The organism is Rhodoferax sp. U11-2br, assembly GCF_018619435.1.
In the GTDB taxonomy this organism is placed as follows: Bacteria; Pseudomonadota; Gammaproteobacteria; order Burkholderiales; family Burkholderiaceae_C; genus Rhodoferax.
Genome location: NZ_JAHFZF010000024.1, coordinates 46,830 through 72,243 on the forward strand (window position 1 = coordinate 46,830; position 25,414 = coordinate 72,243).

Annotated in this window: 18 protein-coding genes; 13 read left to right on the top strand and 5 right to left on the bottom strand. The window is 59.8% G+C overall.

Annotation, left to right across the window (positions count from 1 at the left end; translation table 11 throughout):
• Nucleotides 1-95: 95 nt before the first annotated feature.
• The 4 genes from KKO72_RS15035 to KKO72_RS15050 form a co-directional block, all read right to left on the bottom strand.
• Nucleotides 96-1,046 carry a hypothetical protein gene (locus tag KKO72_RS15035; protein ID WP_251140686.1) on the bottom strand — a complete coding sequence of 317 codons (951 nt, stop codon included), beginning with the start codon at nt 1,044-1,046 and terminating at the stop codon, nt 96-98.
• A 196-nt stretch (nt 1,047-1,242) separates the two neighbouring features.
• Nucleotides 1,243-1,809 carry a DUF2242 domain-containing protein gene (locus tag KKO72_RS15040; RefSeq protein ID WP_078364306.1) on the bottom strand — a complete coding sequence of 189 codons (567 nt, stop codon included), beginning with the start codon at nt 1,807-1,809 and terminating at the stop codon, nt 1,243-1,245.
• A gap of 105 nt (nt 1,810-1,914) precedes the next feature.
• Nucleotides 1,915-3,480, bottom strand: a complete 1,566-nt coding sequence (locus KKO72_RS15045) for a CYTH and CHAD domain-containing protein (RefSeq protein ID WP_214940116.1) — start codon at nt 3,478-3,480, stop codon at nt 1,915-1,917.
• Between the two features lie 75 nt (nt 3,481-3,555).
• The gene (locus tag KKO72_RS15050; RefSeq protein WP_214940118.1) at nt 3,556-4,722 is read right to left on the bottom strand and encodes a glycosyltransferase; all 1,167 of its coding nucleotides are present in this window, start codon (nt 4,720-4,722) and stop codon (nt 3,556-3,558) included.
• Between the two features lie 379 nt (nt 4,723-5,101).
• Between KKO72_RS15050 and KKO72_RS15055 the strand changes: the two genes are divergently transcribed.
• Nucleotides 5,102-6,364 (top strand): Hsp70 family protein, encoded by a 1,263-nt coding sequence (locus KKO72_RS15055; protein WP_214940121.1) that lies wholly within the window; start codon nt 5,102-5,104, stop codon nt 6,362-6,364.
• 116 nt (nt 6,365-6,480) lie between these two features.
• On the opposite strand, the gene KKO72_RS15060 is transcribed toward KKO72_RS15055, so the two are convergent.
• Nucleotides 6,481-8,328 carry a phosphoenolpyruvate carboxykinase (GTP) gene (locus KKO72_RS15060; RefSeq protein ID WP_214940124.1) on the bottom strand — a complete coding sequence of 616 codons (1,848 nt, stop codon included), beginning with the start codon at nt 8,326-8,328 and terminating at the stop codon, nt 6,481-6,483.
• A gap of 292 nt (nt 8,329-8,620) precedes the next feature.
• On the opposite strand from KKO72_RS15060, the gene KKO72_RS15065 reads away from it, so the two are divergent.
• The 12 genes from KKO72_RS15065 (at nt 8,621) to KKO72_RS15120 (ending at nt 25,321) form a co-directional block, all read left to right on the top strand.
• The gene (locus KKO72_RS15065; RefSeq protein WP_251140687.1) at nt 8,621-9,460 is read left to right on the top strand and encodes an ABC transporter permease; all 840 of its coding nucleotides are present in this window, start codon (nt 8,621-8,623) and stop codon (nt 9,458-9,460) included.
• 1 nt (nt 9,461) lies between these two features.
• Nucleotides 9,462-10,274, top strand: coding sequence for an ABC transporter ATP-binding protein (locus tag KKO72_RS15070; RefSeq protein WP_214940130.1), 813 nt, complete (start codon nt 9,462-9,464; stop codon nt 10,272-10,274).
• Nucleotides 10,271-11,200, top strand: a complete 930-nt coding sequence (locus tag KKO72_RS15075; RefSeq protein ID WP_214940133.1) for an MlaD family protein — start codon at nt 10,271-10,273, stop codon at nt 11,198-11,200. Before KKO72_RS15070 ends, KKO72_RS15075 begins: the two co-directional genes overlap by 4 nt.
• Nucleotides 11,197-11,865, top strand: coding sequence for an ABC-type transport auxiliary lipoprotein family protein (locus KKO72_RS15080; protein WP_214940137.1), 669 nt, complete (start codon nt 11,197-11,199; stop codon nt 11,863-11,865). The genes KKO72_RS15075 and KKO72_RS15080 overlap by 4 nt, the downstream gene beginning before the upstream one ends.
• A gap of 148 nt (nt 11,866-12,013) precedes the next feature.
• On the top strand, nt 12,014-18,193 hold the full coding sequence (gene uvrA, locus KKO72_RS15085) for an excinuclease ABC subunit UvrA (protein WP_214940140.1): 6,180 nt from the start codon (nt 12,014-12,016) through the stop codon (nt 18,191-18,193).
• A 106-nt stretch (nt 18,194-18,299) separates the two neighbouring features.
• On the top strand, nt 18,300-19,268 hold the full coding sequence (locus KKO72_RS15090) for a bile acid:sodium symporter family protein (protein ID WP_214940142.1): 969 nt from the start codon (nt 18,300-18,302) through the stop codon (nt 19,266-19,268).
• Between the two features lie 131 nt (nt 19,269-19,399).
• Nucleotides 19,400-19,894: a hypothetical protein gene (locus tag KKO72_RS15095; protein ID WP_214940145.1), complete on the top strand. Its 495-nt coding sequence runs from the start codon at nt 19,400-19,402 to the stop codon at nt 19,892-19,894.
• Between the two features lie 20 nt (nt 19,895-19,914).
• Nucleotides 19,915-21,696, top strand: a complete 1,782-nt coding sequence (locus KKO72_RS15100; RefSeq protein ID WP_214940147.1) for an ATP-dependent endonuclease — start codon at nt 19,915-19,917, stop codon at nt 21,694-21,696.
• A gap of 23 nt (nt 21,697-21,719) precedes the next feature.
• Nucleotides 21,720-21,968, top strand: a complete 249-nt coding sequence (locus KKO72_RS15105) for a hypothetical protein (protein ID WP_214940149.1) — start codon at nt 21,720-21,722, stop codon at nt 21,966-21,968.
• 34 nt (nt 21,969-22,002) lie between these two features.
• Nucleotides 22,003-23,460 carry an ATP-binding protein gene (locus tag KKO72_RS15110; protein WP_214940152.1) on the top strand — a complete coding sequence of 486 codons (1,458 nt, stop codon included), beginning with the start codon at nt 22,003-22,005 and terminating at the stop codon, nt 23,458-23,460.
• A gap of 10 nt (nt 23,461-23,470) precedes the next feature.
• Entirely contained in the window at nt 23,471-24,403 is a 933-nt protein-coding gene (locus KKO72_RS15115; RefSeq protein ID WP_214940155.1) for a GIY-YIG nuclease family protein, read from the top strand.
• Between the two features lie 75 nt (nt 24,404-24,478).
• Nucleotides 24,479-25,321: a PIN domain-containing protein gene (locus tag KKO72_RS15120; protein WP_214940159.1), complete on the top strand. Its 843-nt coding sequence runs from the start codon at nt 24,479-24,481 to the stop codon at nt 25,319-25,321.
• The last annotated feature ends 93 nt before the right edge of the window (nt 25,322-25,414 follow it).

The following is a 25,414-nucleotide window of genomic DNA, read 5'->3' on the forward strand; positions in this document are numbered from 1 at the left end:
GAACCTCGGTGCCAGAAGGCCATCTGCGCAAGGTGAGCATCCTGTGTGCCTGCCGCTTGGGTTCGCGGCGACCGGCTGCAAGGGTTAGAAGCCCGTCATCCACCACCCGTGAGTCCCAGCGCATCCTGACAGGGCTCCAGCTCCGTGCCTCTTACCGGCGTTGCTTTCGCCAAGGCCATCCACACCGCAAACGGCAGTTGGCTTACCGTGCGCTTGGGCGCCATACGCAGCACCTCCAGCTGGCTGTTCTGGAACACCATCACGCCACACTCCAGCGGAATTTCATTGGCCTTGGCAATCGGGTAACCGCTGCGGTCACAGCCCAGCACATACCAGCACTGGCCACCCACATCCAGATAAGCCGACCGTTTGTCCAAGCGTTTGATGTCGCCGAGCAGATCAGCGCGGCTGACCTTGATCTCGTGAACGATGGGCTCCAGGTACTCTTGCCGTGAGCTGTTGCGGATTGAGAAAACATCGGGCTGACACATCTTCCAGCGTGACAACTCGTCCGATTCGCCTGGCACCCGGGCTCGAAGGTTCAGCCCGGTCCAGACCAGGCGGCCATCACGCAGCATGGCCTGCACCACCTTGTCCACCAGTGCCTCGTGTGCCGAGCGGGCCTGGCGGTTGCCCTGGGTGGCCTGGGCCAGGTGAGTGATGCCCGCATCGGTGAGTGCAATCAGGGGGTGCCCTGCGTCGCTGCTGGTGCGCCTGAGCAGCCCGGCTGCCAGCAGTTCAACTTCCACCACATCTTGATACGGCCAACCCGCTGAGCGGTACACCTCCCGCAGGCGCTGGGTGTGGATCCGCTTCAGGGGGATAGGCAGATCTGCCGCTGCTGCCGGGTTGGGGCTGTTTGACGGGGCCGCGGCCTGGGTGCCGGTGTCGGCTTTGGGCTTGGCTTTGACTCTGGTTTTGCTGGAGGATTTGACAGGTGTGTCAGCGGCCGTGCCGGCCTGCGGGCCGCTTTCCTTGGCCGTCTCTGCCCCTGGGGCCTGGCTCAAAGCGGTGTTCGGGTTGGGGGTGGATGACGCGGGGCGCATACAAATACTGTTAATGTGTACAGTATAAAAGAAAGCCCGCTGTGTTGATCAGCCCGCTGCCTATGTTTTAAGCAGTCCCCGCCAGCTCAAGCGGGGCGCGGCTTTGGCGACTTGTTCCCGTCCTTATCCACAGCTTTGGGCCCAGTCTGCGGGGACAACTTGTCAGAGCAGAGGTTCAGCCGCGTTGCCGTGACGTTTACGGCGCTTCGTCCGGCTCAGCATTGCTCACCAGATACTGCTTCACCAGGTCAAAAAAGCGGTCGTAAAAAGCGTCTGAAACAATGGTTTCACTGCCGACCTTGACCATCGACTCATTGCTGGAGGTGAATGGCAGAGAGACGGAGCCAATGGCACTCACGCCGACACTGGCCGAGTTATTGCTTTTCTTGAGCGCATAACGGTCTTGCAAAGCGGTGACGAAACCAAGGCTGATTTGCCCGTCTTTGCTGTCGGGCACACACACCACCCGGATTTCCAGCTGCAAGTGTGATTCGCCATCGGGCTGAAAACTCTTTTGACCCGTCACCAGGTCGTCGCGGGTGATGTTGGTGATGTAGCCCTGGCTCAGCAAGGCCCTTCTGGCGGCCTCGCAGGTGTGCGCCGGGGTGCTGTCAAACAGCCGTGAGTAGGTCGAGGTGGAGCCGAATTTCTCCTGCAACGGGAACTTCTTCAAGGACGTGCCACACGCGGTCAGCACACTTGACAAGCTCACCAGGCCCACCAGCCAGAGGGTAGGGTGGCGTCGTATCCATGCAAATTTCAAAGCCAGGCACTCCTTTGGGCATCAAAGATCGGATTCGGGACGGTTGTGTCAGGTCCTATTTTCGCTCCAGAGGACAGAGACAGTCCGCCCCCGACGCGCTGGTGGTCAGCGATGGCTTCGTTGCAACCACTTGGGTTTGGTGCGGGGCCGCATCTCGGGTGTGAGGGGGTGGGTGAGCGCCTGCGTCGCCCCGGCCGCGAAACCACGCAAGAATTCCGCCACACCAGGCTCCAGCGCCAGCCTGGCCACCAAGGTGTTGATGTGAGCGGTATCGCGTGATGCACCGATGCTGCTTTGAAGGCTGGTTGCGCGTTCCAGACTGAGCTTGACCAGGCGCGGGGGCATCAAACCTTGCAAGTTCTCGGTGCCATACCTCAATCGTTTGGCCAAGATGCGTACCTGATGCCACTGCGCTGGGGTGTTGGCAACCTGGCAGGCCTTGTCCAGCTGACGGTTCAAGCGCTGCATACGTTGTTTGACCCAGCTGCGCAATCGCATGGGGGGTGCTGACCTTGACTGCCCGTCAGCAGGAAGGTTTTCCAACCATTGCTGGATGGTCAGCAGACTGGCTCCCACATTCGTTTCTTGCAAGGCCTGGCGCACCGTTTCGCGTTGCTGGTCGCTCAGCTGCGTCAGAAGGGTCATCATGGTTTGCCAGGATTGGGCCCGCCGAGGGGCGCCCAGGATGAAAGCCTCGGCCAGGGCTGGCAAGGTTTCCGTGCGGGCCACATCCAGATTGCGCAGTTCACCCAGATGGGTCAGAAGACCGTGCAAGGCAGCATCGGATTGTGGTGCAGCCAGGGGCATCAGCTTCCTGAACATCTGTCGGGCACTTTTGAAGCGGCGCCAGCCTACCCGGGCCTGGTGCAGCACTTCGGGATCGTCAGAACAGAGCAAACTCTCCAGATTGGTGGTGAACTGGGTAAATGCATGGCGTAGCACCTGCTGTGCCATCAGCAGCACGGGCACGTCTTTGCTGAGGTTTGGCAATGGCGCGCGGTACGGCCGGTTCAAACCAGCTTGCGCCAGTGAATAACCGCGCTGACCTTTGCTCATGCTGGACGGCAGCACAGCGACCGAGCGGGCAATTTCATGGGCTATGTCGAACAAAACGGAGGGCTCTCCGGCCTTCAATTCCAGCTCCAGTTCACAAATGGGCGTGGTTTGGCCATTGGCCTCAATGTGACCCAGGTCCAGCGCCACTTCTACTATGCTGTTGTCGTGTTGTTGCACCAGCCAGAGGGTGCGGTCGAAGTGGGTCACAAAACAGGGTGTTAAGGCCGCAAAGAGGCGGCCGTCGGCGTCAATCTCTGACCATGTTGTGGTCTTGAGCACCTGATGGGACAAGGTGGCCGCATCGACGGGGGTTTCCCATTCGCTGCGCCGACTTAAGGCCGATGGCTCACTACTCCCCATTTTGAATGTCTGTAGCCATCGCGGGGAGCTGTTACTGCCAACACGTCGCAGCCTTAGGACGGCGTGTTGTTCGCGAAGCTGCTGGTCGGGTGTGTCGTAATAAATGTTGTGCAAGGTCTGGTGTGTGGCCTGATGTCGGGACAACACCGGGACCTGCGCCAACTGTTTTGCCAATCTGGCAGGATCAGCCATGGGCAAGCTCAGTTTGAGCTCAATCTCTTGGGGTGCGGGTGCTTGCCTGGAATGTGATTTCATGCGCTGGCCTGTGATCTGGTGGGCCCTTCCGTCCTGGCGTCCGGGAAAAGCAGGGCAGTCTTGAATGCGTTCGCATCATATGGCCAGCTTGGCCAACAGCTGTGGCACCTCAAAAACGGCCCGATTTTGCATCTGGCGGACGTTGTTTTGCCATCTGGGCAGATCTCGCACCATCTCATACACGGCCGAGCGCACACCGCGAAAACTGTTTAACACCAGCCCCAGCCCGTTGTGGCGAATCCACTGGGTATTCCACCGCTCTTGAGGCATGGTCCAGGCATTGCAGGTGATCACAACGGGCAGTCCCATATGCACCGCCTCACTGAGGCTACCCGGCCCGGGTTTGCCAATGAAGAAGTCCGCCAGACGCATCCAGTACGCCATGTCATCGGTGAACTCGACCACCACATGGGGCGCTTGGGTGGCCATGGCGCGCAGGGATTGGGCCAGCGCTGCATTTTTGCCGCAGACCAGAATCAGCGGTGTGTCGATCAGACGGGTCGCGATGCTCTTCATCACTTCCGCGCCATATCCGCCAAACATCACCAGACCGACAGACTGTTTGTCAGCAAAACCATGTTTGAACCGTTCTACCCAGCGGTCTGCGGCAGAAGGTTCGTAAAACCGGGGTGACAGGATCATGCCGGAACTCTGATGAACACGCTGGGCTGAACAACCTGCCGACATCGCCTGTTGGACCGCATAAGCTGTGCCGCACACCAGCTGCTGGGGCTGGTCCGGCTCGACCCAGAATGCCGGTGGATGGTCTGCCATGTCGGTGAGCACGGTCACGTAAGGCGTGCTGGGCACGGCCAATTTCAAGCTTTCACACAAGGCACGATTGAAGTTGGGTATCACTGACACGACCATGTCAGGCCGGGCATCGCGCCAATAAGCACACATCCGCTTGACCATCGCCTGGTGCCCCAGTCTGATCAACATCTGCAGCAACTTGAGCTCCAGCGACATGCCCAGGGTCATGCCGTGCGCCAGTTGTTTGTTGTAGATGTCTTCCGGCTGGAACCCCAGTGTTTTGGCAAACAGGCTGCAGGGGTCAAGGATGTCGAACAAGTGCACCAGCCGCACCTGCCAGCCTTGGCCGTGCATGACCTGCTGCAAGGCTGTTGCGGCGGCGCGGTGCCCACCCCCGGCATTGAAGTAGATCAGGTCGACGCGGGTCTTGGCTGACCCGGGGTGGGCCGTATCAAGGTCAGAGGCAGTCAGCAATGGCTTGTTACCCATCACGTCGCCGACCCGGGGCGACGCCTTGCAGTTGGCCTAAGCTCATCTTTGCCATGTTTGCGGATGTTGAGCCGCCTCTGGCCAGTCAGCGTAGGCAATTTCTGTCGAGGTGATGAACCCCATGGTCAAGTGATTGCTGAAAGCCCCGAGCCAGCTGAGACACAACATCACAAAGTCGGATCGATCACGCATGGGAAGTCTCGGTGCACAACAAGGTGATCAGTGTCCCTCTTGCCTGTGAAGCTTGTGTGACAGCTTCCGGTAGGCGGTGCCCGTGTTCGCCCCAAGCTGGCAGAATCGCCCGTCCTGACTTTTTCGCCCATCCTGGTGCCCGTCCATCGGGATGGGCTGGTTTCTTTTCACCCACCTTGTTTTCCCCATGACTTCTTCCCCCCAAGGCACCCTTGGCATTGACTTCGGCACCTCCAACTCTGCCATGGCCTGGGCCGATCCGCTGGGTGAGGCCCGCCACCTCTGCCTGGAGGGCCAGGCCACCGCCATGCCGACCGCCGTGTTCTACAACTCAGAAGACCTGAGCACCCACTTTGGTCGCGATGCGGTGGCGCAGTACCTCGGTGGCACACCCGGGCGGCTGATGCGTTCTCTCAAAAGCCTGCTGGGCAGCCCTTTGCTGCAGGAGACCACGGTGATCAACCACCGGCAGGTCAGCTTTCAGGACATCATCGCCACCTTTTTGGCGACTTTGCGCGAGCGCGCCACCGAGTCACTGGGGGCACCACCCCAACGTGTGGTGATGGGCCGCCCGGTGCATTTTGTCGATGATGACCCGTTGCGTGATGCCCAGGCCGAGGCCTCACTGCGGCAGGCGGCGCAGTCCGTCGGCTTTGACGAGGTGACGTTCCAGCTGGAGCCGATTGCCGCCGCGCTGGACTACGAGCGCCGCCTGCAGCGTGAGTCGGTGGTGTTGGTGGTGGACATTGGCGGCGGCACCTCGGATTTCACCGTGGTGCGGCTGGGTCCGCAACGTGTCACGCGGCCGGAGCGGGTCAGCGACATCCTGGCCACCACCGGTGTGCACATCGGCGGCACCGACTTTGACCAGAAGCTGAGTCTGGAGCAACTGATGCCGATGCTGGGTTACCGCCATCTGGGGCCGCAGCAGCGCGAGGTGCCGAGCCGCATCTTCTTTGACCTGTCCACTTGGCATCTGATCAACTGGCTGTACCAGTCGCGCGCGCTGAGCCAGGCGCGTGAGTTGCGCAGCAACTATGCCGACCCACATTTGCACCAGCGTCTGATGAAGGTGCTTAACCACCGGCTAGGCCACCAAATGGCGCATGAGCTGGAGCTGGCCAAGATCCGCTGCTCAGACCTCAACAACAGCACGGCGGTGGATCTGTCGTTTGTGGAGCCCGGCTTTGCTGTGCAGATGGCGCCTAAGGACATGCGAGATCATCTGGCCACCTTGCTAGGTAAGGTGGTGGCCTGTGCACGAGACTGTGTGTTGCGTGCCGGTATCACCGACGCTGCGCTGGACGCGATTTACCTGACCGGGGGCTCGTCGGCCCTGCGGCCATTTCAGGCAGCGTTGCGGGCCGAGTTTCCCGGTGTGCCCCTGGTCGAGGGGGATCTGTTTGGTGGGGTGGCGGCCGGTCTGGCCTATTCACAGTTCCGGGCTTGAGAGGGCAGGGGCACATCAGCCACTGGTTGGTGTGATGTGAGGCAAAAAAACGGCGAGCCCAAAGCTCGCCGTGTGCAGATATCGCCCCGCTGGTTAGCCGGGGCGTCAAGGAGCGCTTACTCGTGCGCCAGTTCCCAGCGGTCGGGTGAGCGCCACAGGCGAGAGCGCAGCAACTCGCGCTCAAAGGTGAACTCCTTGGGCAGGCGGTCGCGGAAGCGGTCAAACAGCTCTTCGTGGGCATGGGCTTCGGCGGTGCCAGCTTCGCGGCCCACGGCCATCAGGTCGTAAAAGCTGTCGCTGGAGAAGTCCAGACCGGTCCAATCCAGGTCCTCAAAGCGGGGCATCCAGCCAATCGGGCTTTCCACCGCACAAGCCTGGCCATGCACGCGCCCGGCAATCCACTTCAGCACCCGCAGGTTGTCGCCAAAACCAGGCCAGATGAACTTGCCTTCGTCGTTCTTGCGGAACCAGTTGACGCGGAAGATGCGTGGTGGGTTGCTGACGTTGCGCCCCACATTGAGCCAATGTGAGAAGTAGTCGGCCATGTTGTAGCCACAGAACGGCAGCATGGCCATCGGGTCACGCCGGGTGGCCACCACCCCAATCGCCGCAGCGGTGGCTTCCGAGCCCATTGTGGCGGCCAGGTAGACACCATGCGCCCAGTTGAAGGACTGGAACACCAGCGGCATTTCCTTGCTGGCACGGCCACCAAAGATGAAGGCCGCGACCGGCACCCCTGCGGGGTTTTCCCAGTCGGGGTCAATTGACGGGCATTGGCTGGCAGGCGCGGTGAAGCGTGAGTTGGCGTGGGCGGCGGGGCGGCCACAGCCAGGGGTCCAGTCCTTACCTTGCCAGTCGATGCAGTGCTCGGGTGCCGGGCCGTCCATGCCTTCCCACCAGACATCGCCGTCGTCGGTCAGCGCCACATTGGAGAAGATCGAGTTCTTCGTCATGGTCAACATGGCATTGGCGTTGGACGAGTAGTTGGTGCCAGGGGCCACACCAAAAAAACCGGCCTCAGGGTTGATGGCGCGCAGGGAGCCGTCAGGGCCTTTTTTGATCCAGGCGATGTCGTCACCCACGGTGGTGACTTTCCAGCCTTCCATGCCCTTGGGTGGGCGCAGCATGGCCAGGTTGGTCTTGCCACAGGCGCTGGGGAAGGCTGCCGCGATGTAGGTCTTCTGGCCATCGGGGGCTTCCAGGCCCGAGATCAGCATGTGCTCGGCCAGCCAGCCTTCCTTGCGGGCAATGGCCGAGGCAATACGCAGGGCCAGGCATTTTTTGCCCAGCAGCGCGTTGCCACCGTAGCCCGAGCCATACGACCAGATCTCGGTGGTGTCCGGGAAATGGGCAATGTACTTTTTGGCGATATCGGGCTCACATGGCCAGGTCGAATCCTTTTGGCCCGGAGCCAGCGGTGCGCCGACCGAGTGCATACACGGGATGAAGCTGCCGTTGCCCAGCACGTCCAGCACCTTGGCCCCCATGCGCGTCATGATGCGCATATTGGTCACCACATAGGGACTGTCGGTGATCTGCACACCAATCTTGGCAATCGGTGAGCCCAGCGGTCCCATGCTGAACGGGATCACATACATGGTGCGCCCGGTCATGCAGTTGGTGAACACGTTTTTCAGGGTGGCGCGCATCTCCTCTGGTGCGGCCCAGTTGTTGGTGGGGCCAGCCTCGTCTTTGGTGGCAGAGCAGATGAAGGTGCGCTCTTCGACACGGGCCACATCGGAGGGATGGGTGCGAGCGAGGAAGCAGTTGGGACGTTTTTCGGGGTTGAGACGGATGAAGGTGCCTGCCGCCACCATTTCTTCACACAAGCGGTCGTATTCTTCTTGCGAACCATCACACCACACCACGCGGTCAGGTTTACACAATGCGGCCATGTCACTGACCCATGTGAGAAGTTTCTCGTTGCTCGTATTCGCCGGGGAACCCATGGACTTGCCACTCATTGAACGACTCCTTGCAGTTAAAAAAACTTGTCTCCCGGAGGTCGTACCCGTGTGCGGCTCCAGGTCTCTGATGCGCGACGTTATTAATTAATTGTTAATAATTATGACGCAGGCCTCATCTTTGCACAAGTCCAGCATTTTGTGCAGTATGGTTTTGATCCAAGTCAGATGGATGACAAACCGGTACTCACCAAACCGACCCGGTCAAGCGCTGTGTCGGTTCGAAGAGGGTGCCGTCCGTGTACTGGAGCACAGACTGCCCCGTCATCGGCCCCTAGCATGTGCGGCATCCATGAACGACGATCTGCCATCCGCCCCAAGCGCCGCCCAGCCCCCATGGGGAATGTTGGCGCGCCTTGGCCGTTGGTCGTGGAATATTCAGGCGCAGGTATTGGCTGTGCTTGGTTTTTTGGGCCAGAACGTGATGGCATTGCTGGGCTGGGTGGTGTTCCCCCGGCGCATTCGCTGGCGTCCCATCCTGTTTAACCTGCGCAGCGCGGGGTTTGACGCGCTGCCGATTGTTGGGCTGCTGTCATTCCTGCTCGGTATTGTGGTGGCGTACCAGGGGGCCGACCAGCTGCGGCAATACGGTGCCAACATCTTTGTTGCGGATCTGGTGGGTCTGTCCATGCTGCGCGAATTTGCGCCCTTGATGACGGCCATCATCATTGCCGGGCGCTCCGGCTCGGCCTATGCGGCTCAAATTGGCACCATGTCGGTGACGCAGGAGATTGATGCCATGCGCACCATTGGCATCGCGCCGCTGGAGATGCTGGTGCTGCCCAAACTCCTGGCGCTGCTGCTGGCCCTGCCGCTGCTGACCGTGTTTGCCGATGTCTCAGGTGTGATGGGCGGCATGTTGATGGCCCGCGCCCAGCTGGGGGTGGGTTTTGCTGAGTTTCTGGACCGTTTTTCCAAAGCGGTCAGTGTCACCACCTACCTGGTGGGTATTGGCAAGGCGCCGATTTTTGCCGCCATCATTGTCATGGCCGGCTGTTTCCAGGGTTTTCGCACGCGGGGTGGTGCGGACAGTGTGGGCATACACACCACCCGCGCTGTGGTGCAGTCCATTTTTGTGGTGATTGTGGCCGATGCCCTGTTTTCGGTGGCCTTCAGTTTGCTGGACCTGTGACATGAGCAACAAGACGCCCGAGACGGTGCTTGAAATGCAGCAGGTGGTGACACGTTTTGGCCAGCATGTGGTGCACAAGGACATCAACCTGGCCGTGCGCCGCGCCGAAGTGTTTGCCGTGATTGGCGGCAGCGGCACCGGCAAATCAACCTTGCTGCGCGAAATGATCTTGTTGCAGACACCTAATGCGGGTCACATCCGGGTGCTGGGGGTGGACCTGGCCAACGTCAGCGACGCCGCAGCGCTGGCACTGCGCCAGCGTTTTGGGGTGCTGTTTCAGCAGGGCGGTCTGTTTGGTTCACTCACGGTGCTTGAAAACATCGGCTTGCCGCTGCGTGAACATCGCCAGCTGGACAAGCGCCAGGTGGATGCCCTGGCCGCCGAGAAGCTGGCCGCTGTTGGCCTTGCCCCAGAGGTGGCCAACCAGTATCCATCGGAACTCAGTGGCGGCATGTTGAAACGTGCCGCGCTGGCCCGGGCCCTGGTGCTGGAGCCCGAACTGCTGTTTCTGGACGAGCCCACCGCCGGGCTGGACCCGCAAAGCGCCGCTGGTATTGATGAGCTGGTGCTGCGCCTGTGTGACACCCTGGGGCTGACGGTGGTCATGGTCACCCACGATCTGGACTTGTTGTGGCAGGTGGCGGACCGGGTGGCGGTGTTGGCGGATGGCAGGGTGCAGGCCATTGGCTCAATGGCCGAGCTGGCTGCGATGAGCGACCCCGCCATTCGCCCCTTTTTTGACGGGCCGAGGGCGCGCGCCGCTGCCGCACAGGCCTGTTTTACCCGACAGGAGACATCATCGAAACCAAAGTGAACTATGCGCTGGTAGGCGCTTTTGTGCTGTTGCTGGGTAGCCTGCTGGTGGCCGGTGTTCTGTGGCTGGCCTCGGGCGGCGCCTGGCAGAAAAAGTACGCGCTGTACCAGGCGGTGCTGGCGGAGTCGGTGGCCGGGCTCAATCTCAACGCGCCAGTCAAATACAACGGTGTCGATGTGGGCAAGGTGCAGGCCATCCAGCTTGACAGCAGCAACCCCCAAAACGTCAACCTGCTGTTTGCCATCGAAGAAGGCACCCCCATCAAGGAAGACACCCTGGCGGTGTTGAAGACCCAGGGCCTCACCGGCATTGCTTATGTGGAGCTCAGTGGTGGCAGCCTGGCCTCGCCAGTGTTGCTGGCCAAGGCGGGCGCGCGTTACCCGGTGATCCGCAGCTCGCCGTCGTTGTCGGCCCGGCTGGAGAACGTGCTCTCCAGCGTGTTGGCCAAGCTCGACAGCACCTCCACCAACCTCAACGCGATCCTCAGCAAAGACAACCAGGCCGCCTTTCACACCATGCTGACCGACATGGCGACCATCACCCGCACCCTGGCTGCACGCAAGGACAGCATCGATGCCGCGCTGGTCGACGGCGCCCGCACCATGAAAAATGCCTCGGTGGCCAGTGCTGGCCTCCAAGATCTGGTGCAACGCCTGGCTCGCAGCGCCGACGCAGTGGCCCTGATGGGCACCGAAGTGGCCAAAACCAGCACCGGTGCGGGCCAGACCATTGGCGCGGTGGGGGCTGATGTGCAGCGTTTTGGCGCTGAAACCCTGCCCGAATTACAGCGTTTGCTCGCCGAGCTGAGTAACTTGAGCCGTTCTCTCACCGAGCTCACCGAACAAACCCGGCGCAACCCCAGCGGCCTCATTTTTGGACACCCCGCCGTGGTCAATGGCCCCGGCGAATCAGGCGACACACCATGACCCATCACGTTCTGAACCAGAAGTCCCCGGCCCAAGGGCTGCTGCGTGTGCTGCTGTTGGCTGCGTTGTTCTCACTGTCGGCCTGTGGTGCATTGCGTCCCACCCCCACCCAAGCGCCGACCTTGTACCTGCTGACCGGTCTGCCCGGCCCAGTGGCGACACTTGCCCCAGGTGCAGTGAAACCACCGTTGCCCACGCTGCTGGTCACGCCAACGCGTGCGGTATCGGGGTTTGACAGCCAGCGCATCATTTATGTGCGCGACGACCAGGCCCTGGCATTTTTTGCGCACAGCGAGTGGATCGACCCACCGGCGCGTATGTTGGGGCCCTTGATGGTGGCTGCGCTGGACCACACCGGCGCGTTTGGCCCGGTGGTGCTGGCCCCTGCGGGTGTGTCGGGCGACTTGCGGCTGGACACCCAGATCATTCGTTTGCAGCAGAACTTTCACAACACGCCGAGCCGGGTGCAATTCAGCCTGCGGGCCTACCTGAGTGATGAAAAAACCCGCCGGGTGCTGGCTTGGCGGGAGTTCAGCGCCGAGGCCAACGCCACCAGCGACAACGCACAAGCCGGTGTGACGGCAGCGAACCAGGTGGTGCAGGAGGTGTTGGCGCAGCTGGCGCCGTTCATCGCCACAGCATCCCGCTTGGCCACAACACACTGAGCGTTTTGGGCGGCCGCTGCGGGTGCAGGCTTTGACGCCGCCGGGTGTTCTTTGGGGCTCGACAAAGACCGCTACCGGCCTGGGACAACAGGTGGCGTCCTAGAATCATCGGCCCATTCTTTTGCCACCTCACCCGGAAACACCATCCATGACCCAGGGAACCATCCGCATTCGCGGTGCACGCCAGCACAACCTCAAAAACCTGGACCTGGACATTCACACCGGCGAACTCACGGTGGTCACCGGCCCGAGCGGTTCGGGCAAGTCCAGCCTGGTGTTTGACACCTTGTTCGCCGAAGGCCAGCGCCGGTATGTGGAGACCTTCAGCGCCTACGCGCGCCAGTTTCTGGATCGTATGGACAAACCCGCCGTCGACAAGGTCGACGGTGTGCCGCCTGCCATCGCCATCGACCAGACCAACCCGGTGCGCTCCAGCCGCTCCACCGTGGGCACGATGACCGAGCTCAACGACCATCTGAAGCTCTTGTTCGCCCGCGCCGCCCAACTTTTTGACAGCGCTACCGCCCAGCCGGTGCGCCACGACACACCCGAGACGATTTATACCGACATCCAGGCCCGTGCCCAAGTCTTGGCCAACGCCGGTTGCTACGAAGGAGTCCAAGGTTCAGACGATGTGCGACTTGCCATCACCTTCCCGGTGGAGCTGCCTGCCAGTGCCACCCCCGACGAGGTGGAACAATGGCTCTCGGTCAGCGGCTTCACCAAGGTGCAGGCGCAGCGTGATGTGGAGCAGCGCAAGCTGCTCGACGTGGTGGCCGACCGTTTCCGACTGGGCGCTGCCGAGCGCGCCCGGGTGTTGGAGGCGATTGAGGTGGCCCTCAAACACGGCGCGGGTCGCCTCAGTGTTTATGTATTAAATCAGCCTCTAGCCCTTACAGATAAAGGGCAGATAGCTACTGATTCAGTAGAAGATGCGGCGCCCGAGATCTGGCGTTTTTCCACTGGCTTGCATTGCCCGGACAGCAACCTGCGTTACACCGAGCCGATTGCCTCGATGTTTTCGTTCAACTCGGCGGTTGGCGCCTGTGACAGCTGCCGCGGTTTCGGCCGGGTCATCGGGGTTGACTATGGCCTGGTCATCCCGAACGACAAACTGACCTTGCGCTCTGGCGCCATCAAACCGTTCCAGACCCCGGCCTGGGCCGAATGCCAGGACGACCTGATGCGCCATGCTGAAATCCACGGCATCCCCCGCGACACCGCCTGGAACAAACTCAGCCCGGAGCAACAGCACTGGGTGATCCATGGTGAACCCGGTTACCGCGACGGCCAGTGGAACAAGAAGTGGTTTGGCGTCAAACGCTTTTTTGAGTACCTGGAAACCAAGGCCTACAAGATGCACATCCGGGTGCTGCTGTCCAAGTACCGCAGCTACACCGAATGCCCCACCTGCACCGGCGCTCGGCTCAAAACCGAGAGCCTGCTCTGGCGCATCGGCAGCAAAGCGCAGGCCGACGCGGTGCTGGAACCCGCCAAGCGTTTTCTGCCTGCCGGTGTGGCATGGTCACGCGCGCAGTTGGAGGCCTTGCCGGGCCTGTGCCTGCATGACCTGATGCTGCTGCCCATTGACCGGCTGCGCCGCTTTTTTGACAGCATGAAGTTGGCTCAGGTGAGCGCAGGCGCTGGCAACGAGGCCGATGCCAAAACACTCAAGCTGTTGCTCGAAGAAATCTGCACCCGCCTGCAATACCTGAGCGAAGTTGGCATTGGTTACCTGACGCTGGACCGCCAGAGCCGCACGCTCAGTGGTGGTGAGGTGCAGCGCATCAACCTGACCACCGCACTCGGCACCTCGCTGGTGAACACTTTGTTTGTGCTCGACGAACCCAGCATTGGCCTGCACCCGCGCGACATGCACCGAATCATCGTGGCCATGCAGCGCCTGCGTGACGCGGGCAACACCCTGGTGGTGGTGGAGCACGACCCGGCGGTGATGTTTGCCGCCGATCGCATGATCGACATGGGCCCCGGCCCTGGTCAGCAAGGCGGCCAGATTGTGTTTGACGGCAGCACAGCCGATTTGCGCAATGCTGACACCCTGACCGGCGCGTATCTGGGTGGGCGCAAACAGGTTGGCATGGGCTTCAAGCGGCTGGTGGCTGCCAACACACCGCGCCTGATTCTGGAAGGCGCGTCGGACCACAACCTCAAAAACGTCTCGGTCGAGATACCGCTGCAGCGCCTGGTGTGTATCACTGGCGTGTCTGGCTCGGGCAAATCCACGTTGATCCAGGACACCCTGGCCCCGGCCCTGTTGCGCCACTTTGGCAAAGCCACAGACACACCGGGCGCCTTCGAGCGTCTGCTGGGTGCCGAGCAGCTCAGTGACGTGGTGTTTGTCGATCAGTCACCGATTGGCAAAACCGCGCGCTCGAACCCGGTGAGCTACGTTGGCGCCTGGGACACCATTCGCGAGATTTTTGCCAATGCGCCGCTGGCGCAGCAACGCGGCTACACCGCCACCAAGTTCAGTTTCAACAACGGCGACGGGCGCTGCCCGACCTGCGGCGGCTCGGGTTTTGAGCATGTGGAGATGCAGTTTCTGAGCGACGTGTACCTGCGTTGCCCGGACTGCGACGGCAAACGGTATCGCCCGGAAATTCTGGAGATCACCATCGAGCGTGGTGGGCGTGTTGTTAATGTGGCCGATGTGCTGGATCTGACGGTGAGTGAAGCCGCAGCCTTGTTCAAGGACGACCGTGAGGTGATCCGCGCCTTGCAACCTATCGTGGATGTGGGTCTGGAATATGTGAAGCTCGGCCAGCCTGTGCCCACGCTCAGTGGCGGCGAAGCCCAGCGTCTGAAACTGGCGGGTTTCCTGGCCGACGCCAGCAAAAGCAGCAGCGCCAGCCGCCAGGCCCTGGCGCGCAAAGGGGTGTTGTTCATGTTTGACGAGCCCACCACTGGGCTGCATTTTGACGACATCGCCAAGTTGATGCGGGCGCTACGCAAGTTGCTCGACGCGGGGCACTCGCTGTTGGTGATTGAGCACAACCTGGATGTGATTCGCGCCTCGGACTGGTTGATCGACCTGGGCCCCGAGGGGGGCGACGCTGGGGGCGAGGTTGTTGCCTTTGGCACGCCTGAGGATGTGATGCTGCATGCCACGTCCCATACCGGCCTGGCGCTGCGTGAGTACGCGGCGCAGATGGGGGTGGTGCATGAGGTGGCTGAGGCCTCTGCGAAGTATTTGTCTGTGGTGCGCGCTGCTGCGAGTGGGCTTGCGCCGGGCTCCTCAGACGTCAGCTTCGCTGCCTCGACATCGTCGCTCGGCGCAAGCCCACTCACAGCGACGTTAAAGGTTGGCGCGGGGCAAAACCTGGGGCACGATGCGATTCAAATCATCAACGCGCGTGAGCACAACCTCAAGGGGCTGAGTGTGAACATCCCGCGTGGTCAGTTCACGGTGGTCACCGGGGTCAGCGGTTCGGGCAAATCGACGCTGGCGTTTGATATTTTGTTCAACGAAGGCCAGCGCCGTTATCTGGAAAGCCTGAACGCCTATGCGCGCAGCATCGTGCAGCCAGCCGGGCGACCTGAGGTGGACGCGGTCTACGGCATCCCGCCTACGGTGGCGATTGAGCAGCGTTTGAGCCGTGGCGGGCGCAAGTCCACGGTGGGCACCACCACCGAGGTTTGGCACTTTTTGCGGCTGCTGTTTGTCAAGCTTGGCACCCAGCACTGCATCCACGATGGCACGCCGGTGGCACCGCAAACGCCTGAGAGCATTGCCGCTCAGCTGATGAAAACCTATCGCGGCCAGCACATTGGCCTGCTGGCGCCTCTGGTGATGAACCGCAAAGGCGTCTACACCGAGCTGGCTGACTGGGCGCGCCCGCGTGGTTTCACCCATTTGCGGGTCGATGGCAACTTTTTACCAACCACGGCCTTCCCGCGCCTGGACCGCTTCAAGGAACACACCATCGAGTTGCCGGTGTTCAGCCTGGACGTGACGCCTGAGAACGAAACTACGTTGCGCCAAGCCCTGGCCGATGCTTTGCAGCACGGCAAGGGTGTCTTGCATGTTTTGTCCGATCTGGATGGCCTGTCCGAGGCGATGCAGGCGGGCACATCCACAGCGGGTATTGGCCGTTTGAGCGTGTTTTCCACCCTGCGAGCCTGCCCGGTGTGTGCCACCAGTTACGCCGAGCTGGACCCGCGCCTGTTCAGTTACAACAGCAAACACGGCTGGTGCCCGGACTGTGTGGGCACCGGTCTCAAACTCAGCCGCGAGCAGCGCAAGGTGTTTGACGACTCGGTGCGCGACGACGAAACCAAGGGCCGCGAGCAGACCTTTGTCGAGGCCGATGTGGAAGACCTGGTGGATGTGGTCTGCCCCAGCTGCAATGGCACCCGGCTGAATGCCACCGCGCGCGCCGTCAAGTTTGGCCTGCAACTGGCCAGCGAGGGCACAGCCAGCGCAGCGGCTAAAACCGCCATCGACGGTATTGGCATCACCGAGCTGGCGCGCCTGAGCGTGAGTGACATGCGCGCGTGGGTCGAAACTTTGCAGGTGTTGGGTCGCATGAGCCAGCGCGAGACCGAGATCGCGCGCGATCTGGTGCCCGAGATTCTGGGGCGCCTCAAGTTTCTGGAGCAGGTGGGTCTGGGTTATTTGACGCTGGACCGCGGCGCGCCCACGCTGAGCGGCGGCGAGGCGCAGCGCATCCGGCTGGCGGCGCAGCTCGGCAGCAACTTGCAGGGTGTCTGTTATGTGTTGGACGAGCCGACCATTGGCCTGCATGCGCGTGACAACCAGATTTTGCTGGGTGCTTTGCAAACGCTCAGCGATCAGGGCAACACCCTGGTGGTGGTCGAGCATGACGAGGACACCATTCGCCACGCTGACCACATCATCGACATCGGCCCAAGTGCCGGCAAACGCGGCGGGCGGCTGGTGGCCGAAGGCTCGGTGGCGGACATTCAGGACGCCGCCGAGTCGCAGACCGGGCGTTACCTGTTGCACGCCATGCGTCATCCGGTGCAGGCGCGGCGGGTGGTGTCGCCCCTCACCCCAACCCTCTCCCCACAGGGGCGAGGGAGTGATGGCCCGGATTCCTTACCGCAGGAGCCGGTGACGACGGCTGTACCCCCTCTCCCTCAGGGAGAGGGCGGGGGTGAGGGCTTGGCGACTGCGCTGGCCACGGTGGCCGGGGACAGCCAGTTTGTGTTTGTACCTGCGCCTAAGAAAACGAAGACGGCCAAACGGTTGCCGGTGGACCCGAACGTGGTTGAGCCCTACAGCCAGCACTGGATCACCGTGACCGGCGCGCATTTGCACAACCTGCAAAACGTGACCGTTCAGGTGCCCCTCAAACGCTTGGTCGCGGTGACCGGTGTGTCGGGTTCCGGCAAGTCCACGCTGGCGCGGGACGTGTTGCTGGCCAACGTTCAAACTGCTGTACACAAACGCAGCACCAAAGCTGGTCGGGACGCGTTGGAAGCGGGTGAAACCATCGCCTGGACCGGTTGCGACAGTGTCAGCGGCTTCGAGGCGGTGGACCGTGTGCTCGAAGTCGACCAGACGCCCATTGGCAAAACACCGCGCTCTTGCCCGGCCACCTACATCGGTTTCTGGGACACCATCCGCAAACTCTTTGCCGACACGCTGGAGGCCAAGGCACGCGGTTACGCGGCCAACCGCTTTAGCTTTAACACCGGCGAGGGCCGTTGCCCAAGCTGTGAAGGCCAGGGCATCCGCACCATTGCCATGAGCTTCTTGCCCGATGTGAAGGTGCTGTGTGAAACCTGCAAGGGCGCGCGCTTCAACCCCGAAACCCAGGCAGTCACCTGGCGCGGCAAAAACATTGGCGACGTGTTGCGGATGGAAGTGGACGAGGCGGTGGACTTCTTCGCCGCCATGCCGGTCATCGCGCACCCGCTGCAGTTGCTCAAGGATGTGGGCCTGGGTTACCTGACGCTGGGCCAGCCGTCACCGACGCTCAGCGGTGGTGAGGCGCAGCGCATCAAACTCGTCACCGAGCTGTCCAAGGTGCGCGACGACATCACCCGACGCGGCCAGAAAGCGCCGCATACCCTGTATGTGCTGGACGAACCCACGGTGGGCCTGCACATGGCGGATGTGGAGAAACTCATCAAGGTCTTGCACCGCCTGGTTGACGGCGGCCACAGCGTGGTGGTGATTGAACACGACCTGGACGTGATTGCCGAGGCCGATTGGGTGATTGACCTGGGGCCGGACGGTGGCACCGCCGGTGGCCAGGTGGTGGCTGCGGCGCCGCCCGAAGATGTGGTCAAACTCGGCACCCACACCGGGTTGGCACTCACAGCGGTGTTGGCGCGGTGAGATACTGCGCCAGTTCGATGCGGATCGCAGATTGATAAAACTGCGGTCTAGCCCTCGTATGTATTGACTGTATGGCTATGAAAATAGCAGCAACTGCATTGTTCCCATGACCCGTCCCCGTTACCTCCCCGACAACTTCACCCTAGCCTTGTTGTGCACCGTTTGCCTGGCCAGTTTCCTGCCTGTGCAAGGCCGTGCTGCGCAGGGTTTTGAGTGGCTCACCACTGCGGCGATTGCGTTGCTGTTCTTCTTGCACGGGGCCAAGTTGTCGCGTGCGGCGGTGGTGGCGGGTATGAGCCACTGGCGGCTGCATCTGCTGGTGTTTGGCTGCACCTTTATGCTGTTTCCCATCTTCGGGCTGGTTCTCAAGCCTTTGTTTGGCATCGTGCTGACGCCGGACCTGGCGGTGGGCATGTTGTTTTTGTGCACCCTGCCTGCCACCGTGCAGTCGTCGATTGCGTTCACCGCCATGGCGCGCGGCAATGTGGCCGCCGCCGTGTGCAGTGCCTCGGCGTCCAGCCTGCTCGGGGTGTTTATCACGCCGCTGCTGGTGGGCTCCCTGGTGGTGTCGGGCGGTGTGTCCGGGGCGAGTGATCTGGACGCAGTGGGGCGCATCATGCTGCAACTGATGTTGCCTTTTGTGCTGGGGCAGCTGTTGCAACCCTGGATTGGCGACTTTGTGCGGCGCCATGCCAGCGGCCTGAAACTGGTCGACCAGGGCTCTATCCTGTTGGTGGTTTACACCGCTTTCAGCGCGGCGGTGATCGAAGGTTTGTGGAAGCAGGTGCCGCTGTCGATGTTGCTCAGCCTGGTGGTGGCCTGTTGCCTGTTGCTGGCCCTGTCCTTGATGAGCACCACCTGGGCCAGCCGCGCCTTGGGCTTCAACAAAGAGGACGAGGTCGCCATCGTGTTTTGCGGCTCCAAAAAAAGCCTAGCCAGCGGTGTACCCATGGCCAAGGTCCTGTTCGCCGCCCACACCGTGGGGGTGATGCTGCTGCCGGTGATGCTGTTTCACCAGATCCAGCTGATGGTGTGTGCGGTGCTGGCGCAGCGTTACGCCAAGAGGGGCGGCTAAGTCCAGCCCAATAACCACCGGTATGAGGTGGCTGTTGCTATAAAAGACAAAGCTGCAAGTGGATGCAGCATAAGGGCTGCAGCCCGGTTCTTCTTGTGACCTAGAATGTAAACACAGGAGGAAGCCGGGGCATGACGCCACAGCAGAAAGCCAGAGTCAGCATCGACACGCTGCTAGCTGCGGCAGGCTGGCACGTCTGCAATGTCTCCAGCGCCAACCTCCGTGCCGCCACTGGCGTGGCCATTCACGAATTCCCTCTGAACCACGGCTTTGGTTTTGTCGACTACCGGCTGTATGTCAACGGCAAAGCCTGCGGTGTGATCGAAGCCAAGAAAGAGGGCGCAACCCTCAGCGGTGTAGAACTGCAAAGCAGCCGCTACGCCCAGGGCTTGTCCGATAACCTTCCCGCCTGTCGGAGGCCCTTGCCATTCCTATGGGAGTCCTTCGAGGTTGAAAAGCGCTTAGTCGTTCCTGTTTCTCTAATGGCGGATCAGCTCCGAGGCGTTGCAAAAGTCGACCGACACATGTTCCTCATCTGCGAAATCGAAACTGAGTTCGACGCCAACCGCCAACGCGCACAGGTACTGCGGCAGGCGACGTTTGCAAAAGTTATTTCAAACTATTAAGAAGAAAAAAGGGAGCACAAATGCCACTGGAGAACATACGCGTCAAGAATTTCAGATCGTTGCGCGACGTACCATTTGATGCGAAGGATTTGACTGTTTTTGTTGGCTGCAATGACGAAGGAAAGTCCAATCTATTGCGGGCTCTAGACCTATTCTTCAATGGTGACCGGCGAGATGGCTATGTGCTGAATTGGCAGCGCGATTTTTGTGCATTCACAAAGACACCGAAGAATAAAGCACCACAGATTGAAATAACACTGACATTCAAGTTGCCGGGTACCTTCAATCTGGGTGAGTCTGTCTTGTGGAAACGCGTCTGGCGGCAGGAGGGTATCTATAAAGACGAGATTCGTCTTGTATCTGGCAAAGAGTTGCCTAGCAGATCAAAGGCATATTCATTTTTGAAAGCTATTCGGTATGACTATGTTCCTGCTATCAAAGGGCCTGAATACTTCGAACGCATTTTGTCTGCGGTGTATGACATGTTAGATGCGACTGTTCGCAATGACATTCGGACCGCGGCGGCTGGCTTTACAACCGAAATTCAGAGACATACAAAGGGAATATTGGCCGACTTGGAAGCACAGTTGGGCTTAAAGTCAGAGATCGAGTTGCCCACTGATTTGCGTCAACTTTTTTCGGAGCTTGAATTTCGTTCTGAGGTTGGCGGGCACCGGGTGGGGTTGTCACAACGAGGGGATGGCGTAAAGGTTCGTCACATTCCTGTGATATTGCGTTGGCTTGCCGATCAAGCGAACCATCTTTCAGCACCTGGCAAACCACGGGTGGTCACCATTTGGGGTTATGAAGAACCTGAAAATAACCTGGAGACTCGGAAGTGTTTTGAGTTGGCTGAGTTCTTCATTGCGAATAGTTCGTCAGTTCAAACGTTTCTAACGACCCATTCACCGGTTTTTTATTCTGTATTTACTGGTGGACGTGATGATGTCAATGTACTTGAAGTGCAACTTGATCCGGTTACAGGTACTGCGCTGACTGCCCGTGCAATCGGGGTGCCGAGCGACATTGATGCTCTCCACTCATCCATTGGCTTTCTCGATCTTTTGGAGCCACACGTCCGCGATTGGAAGCGACGTGTTGATCAGCTTGAAAATCGTCTAGAAGAGGGTTTGGATTTAACTCATCCTACTATTTTTGTTGAAGGTCCAACGGACAAGATCATCCTCAGAGCAACTCTTAGGCGATTTTTCCCAACATGCGGAGATGTGCGAATACTGTGTGCCACAAACAATGGTGGGGGGCATCCCTGGGTAAAAGATAGCCTGATTGCTTGGCACCATCGTCGTGGCCCCCAGAAAGCAGTTGGTCTTTTTGATGGTGACGCTGCTGCACAGGAGTCCTTGGACGAGTTTGTTGAGATCGTCGAATCCCGGACTAAAAGCGTGCATCGCGCTTTGCAACTTCGGTTGAAGCCGGCAGGTGTTTCGTTGGATATTGTTAAGGCAAGGCTGAACGTTCCTGTCGCTATTGAAGAAGTTTGTCCCCGTGAATGTTGGGTGAAGGCCAAATCTGAGGGGTGGCTTGAAGCTCGTCCAAATCTCAATACGCTGTACAAATTTGAAGAAACGGAAGTGACTTTTAGGAATTGGATGAAAGACCGACTACCAGACGATGAGTTGCGCACGATAGCAACAATGCGCGTCGCGACGTATTACAAGGAAAAGTTCGCAAAACATGTCGTGGGCAGGATCAATGACTCAAATTGTCAGTTTGACTTTGAGCCGCTTCGAGCATTGTTGGAGTCGTTATTAAAAAAAATTGATTTGTATGAGCTGGCTTGAATACTTGGTTTGATTGTTACGCAATGACTTCAACCCCTTTCTACCTCCGCATCTTTGTCGCCGACGGTGACTCCGACGGTCTGCGCATCGTCGACAAGTCCAACTGGATCGACAAGGCGCTGGTGTTCCCGCGTGCGCTGCTGCCGCAGGTCAAGACCCGGCCCGAGTTGGCGCAGACCGGGTTGGATCTGCCAAAGAGTTTTTGGACCTCGCCATCGGTTTCAGCTCCGAAACGGTTCTTATGCTTATCACATCTGAATCCGGATATCTGAAAAAATCCAATGTAAATCAACTACTTGTTAACACATGGCTACAAAGCACTGGATTCCTGCGGCGCTGAGCGGCTTGGCCGAAAGCCTGGCTCCAGTGCCGCACGAGATCAACGAAATCGATTGGAAAGCCCGGCTTTCAGACAACAGTGCACGGCTGGCTGAACACTTGATGGCCTTTGCCAACCACCCTGGTGGTGGCACGCTGGTGTTTGGGGTAGATGATGATGGTGTTGCGCATGGCATCACGGCTGAAGATATCGCTACGGTGGTGGGTACTTTGACCAACTTGGGGCGTGATGCGGTGGAGCCACCCTTAGCACTGGACCACGCAGCGGTCGAGTTTGGCGACAGCAATGTGTTGTTGGTTCGCGTGCCAGAGCAGTCTGTCAAACCAGTGCATCGCCGAGGCAGGTCGATTGAGGAAACGTGGATTCGCTCTGGCGGCACCACGCGCAAGGCGTCGCGCCAAGAAGTTGGCGCACTGATGCTGCATAGCTCGACACCCCGATGGGAAGACTTGCGCGCTTCGCCCTTGGTGTCGCTGGCCGATGTGCAGCGCATGCTGGACTTAGAGGCCATTGCCAAGCTGTTGCAGCGCCCATTGCCCGAGGATGAGCAAGACCTTGTGCGGTGGCTTGTGGATGAGAACATGATCTTGCCTGAGGGACGTGGCTGCTATGTCACGAACTTTGGTGCGATTGCTGCGGCACGCAAGCTTGGTGATTTTCCGCCGCTGGATCGCAAAGGTATTCGGCTTATTCGTTACCGGGGTACCAATAAGGTCAACACGATTGACGAGTTGCCGGGGCAGCGTGGCTATGCGGTGGGTTTTGAGGGGCTGGTGACGCACTTGAGACGTGTGTTGCCGCACTCAGAGGTGATTCAGCAATCGCTACGGACAGAGGTTTCGCTTTATCCCGAGATCGCCTTACGCGAACTGATTGCCAACGCACTGATTCATCAGGATTTTTCTGTGAGCGGTGCGGGGCCAATGGTCGAGATATACGATGACCGTATCGAGGTAACTAACCCCGGCATGTTGTTGCCCAGCAAGAAACCAGACCGGCTGATTGGTACGACGCCAGAGTCGCGCAATGAGAAGTTGGCCTCCTCATTCCGCAGATTTCGCATTTGTGAGGAGAGAGGTACTGGTTTTCAAAAGGTTATTAGTGCCATTGAGTTGTTTGGATTGCCACCTTTGTTGCTTGCCCCACATGAAAACGCTTTTCGCGTGACCATTGGCGCCCCTCGGAAGTTTGCAGACATGGCAATTCAAGAGCGCATTGAAGCGTGTTATCAGCATGCGGTGTTGCAGTACCTCTCCAGCCAACCCTTGACGAACACTACGCTGCGCGAGCGGTTCAAGCTGCACGACAAACACCGCAACCAAATTACAAATCTGATTAGCGATGCAGTGGATGCCGGGCGTATCAAACGCAAAGATGTTGGTAGCGGGAAGAAGTTTGCTGAATATGTGCCGTATTGGGTTTGAACTTCACACCATGAACACCACCCCCTTTTCCCTCCGCATCTTCGTCGCCGACGGCGACCCCGATGGCCTGCGCATCGTCGACAAGTCCAACTGGATCGGCAAGGCGCTGGTGTTCCCGCGTGCGCTGCTGCCGCAGGTCAAGGCCCGGCCCGAGCTGGCGCAGACCGGGGTTTACCTGCTGCTGGGGCCGCGCCCGGATGGTGAGGGCGACATGCTCTACGTGGGCGAGGGCGACCCCATCCTTCCGCGTTTGCAAGAGCACCAAGCCAAAAAGGATTTCTGGACCCGCGCCATCGGTTTCACCACGACCACGGCGGGGCAGCTCAACAAGGCGCATGTGCAGTTTCTGGAGTCGCGCCTTATCACCCTGGCCCGCGCCGCCAAACGCATGCCGCTGGACAACGCCAATACGCCCGCCGAGCCGTCCCTGAGCGAGGCCGACCGGGCCGATATGGAAGTCTTCCTGGGCCACATGCTGGGCATGTTGCCGGTGCTGGGCGTGCATGCGTTTGAAAAGGCGCAACGTGCAGTTGCCTATCTGCCCACTGCCGTCATTCCGCCCGCCGAGGTTGTGCCCGTTTTTTTAGCTTCACAAGCGACAGTAACGTCAGCGGGCGTTGAGCTAGTTTGCAGCAGCAAAAGCTATGAGGCCCACGGCAGTGATACAGCGCAAGGCTTTTTGGTATTTGCGGGTTCGACCGCGACGGCAGATGTTGGCACCTCGCTTTCCTGGAACCAGCGGAAACTTCGCGATGACTTGTTGAAAAACGATGTTCTGAAGGCCGATGGAACGGTGCTTCGTTTCACGCAGGACTATCTCTTTTCCTCTCCAAGCATTGCAGCCAGCTTGATTCATGGCCGAAGCTCCAATGGCCGTATCGAGTGGAAGGATGCGAACGGGCGCACGCTGAAGGTATTGCAAGAGGTTGAGGCAGGTCAGTAGTTTTGCTTCACTTGTCATAGCTGTTTGTTCAACAGCAAAGAGGGCTAGAGCCCAATTTCTTCAAGGAGGGGGAGCATGAAAGAGCTGCACGTGCTGCTGGACTATGAAAACGTCCAGCCGTCTCTGGAGGCGCTGGCCAAGCTGGCGCCGGGTTTCACCGATGTGTGGCTGTTCCATGGCCCCAACGAGTCCAAGAAGGCGCAGGCCATTGCTGCTAGCCATGCTCGCGTGACGCTGGTGCCCCATTCAGGGAAGGGCAAGAATGCGCTGGATTTCCATTTGTCGTTCTACCTGGGTTATGTGGCGGCCAAGCACCCGGATGCTGAGCTGGTGGTGGTTGCCAATGACCGCGGCTACGACCCCATGCTGGCCCACGCCCGCATGCTTGAGTTCCGCGCCCGTCGTGTTGGCTACAAGGTGCCTGTGGCCAAGAAAACTGCAGTGGTGAAACCCGCTACGCCAGCAGCCGTGCCTGTGGTGGCCAAGAAGGCGGTCGCCAAGAAAGCCGTGGCGAAAAAGGCGGCGACAAAGCAGGTGGTACCCAAGCCGACGGCGCCCGCCAAAGCTGCCGCTGCCAAAAAGACACCCGCCGCCAAGAAAGCGCCTGTAGCCAAGAAGGCGGCGACGAAGAAAGTAGCGGCACCCAAGCCAGCCAAAGCAGCACAACCGGCCAAAACACCCAAGGCTGTAGCTGTGCCCCCGGCAACCCCCGAAGCCAAGACCCTGGCCAGAATTCAACAAAGCTTGCTCAAGATGGGTAGCAAAGCACCACACAAGGTAAAGCCGTTTTTGCGGCATGTGGGCGCGCTGCTGGGCAAAGACAGTACCACCGAGCAGATAGATGCGATGGTGGCCAAACTGGAGGCTGCGGGCACAGTGTGGTTCATCGGGGATGAGGTGGTTTACGGCCACAGATAGTCGTGCTGGCCGTTGGAGTTCGTAATTGGCGATTTCAAGTTTGATAGCTACTTGACCAATGAATGCATACGCAGAAGGCCACTTCCATTCATC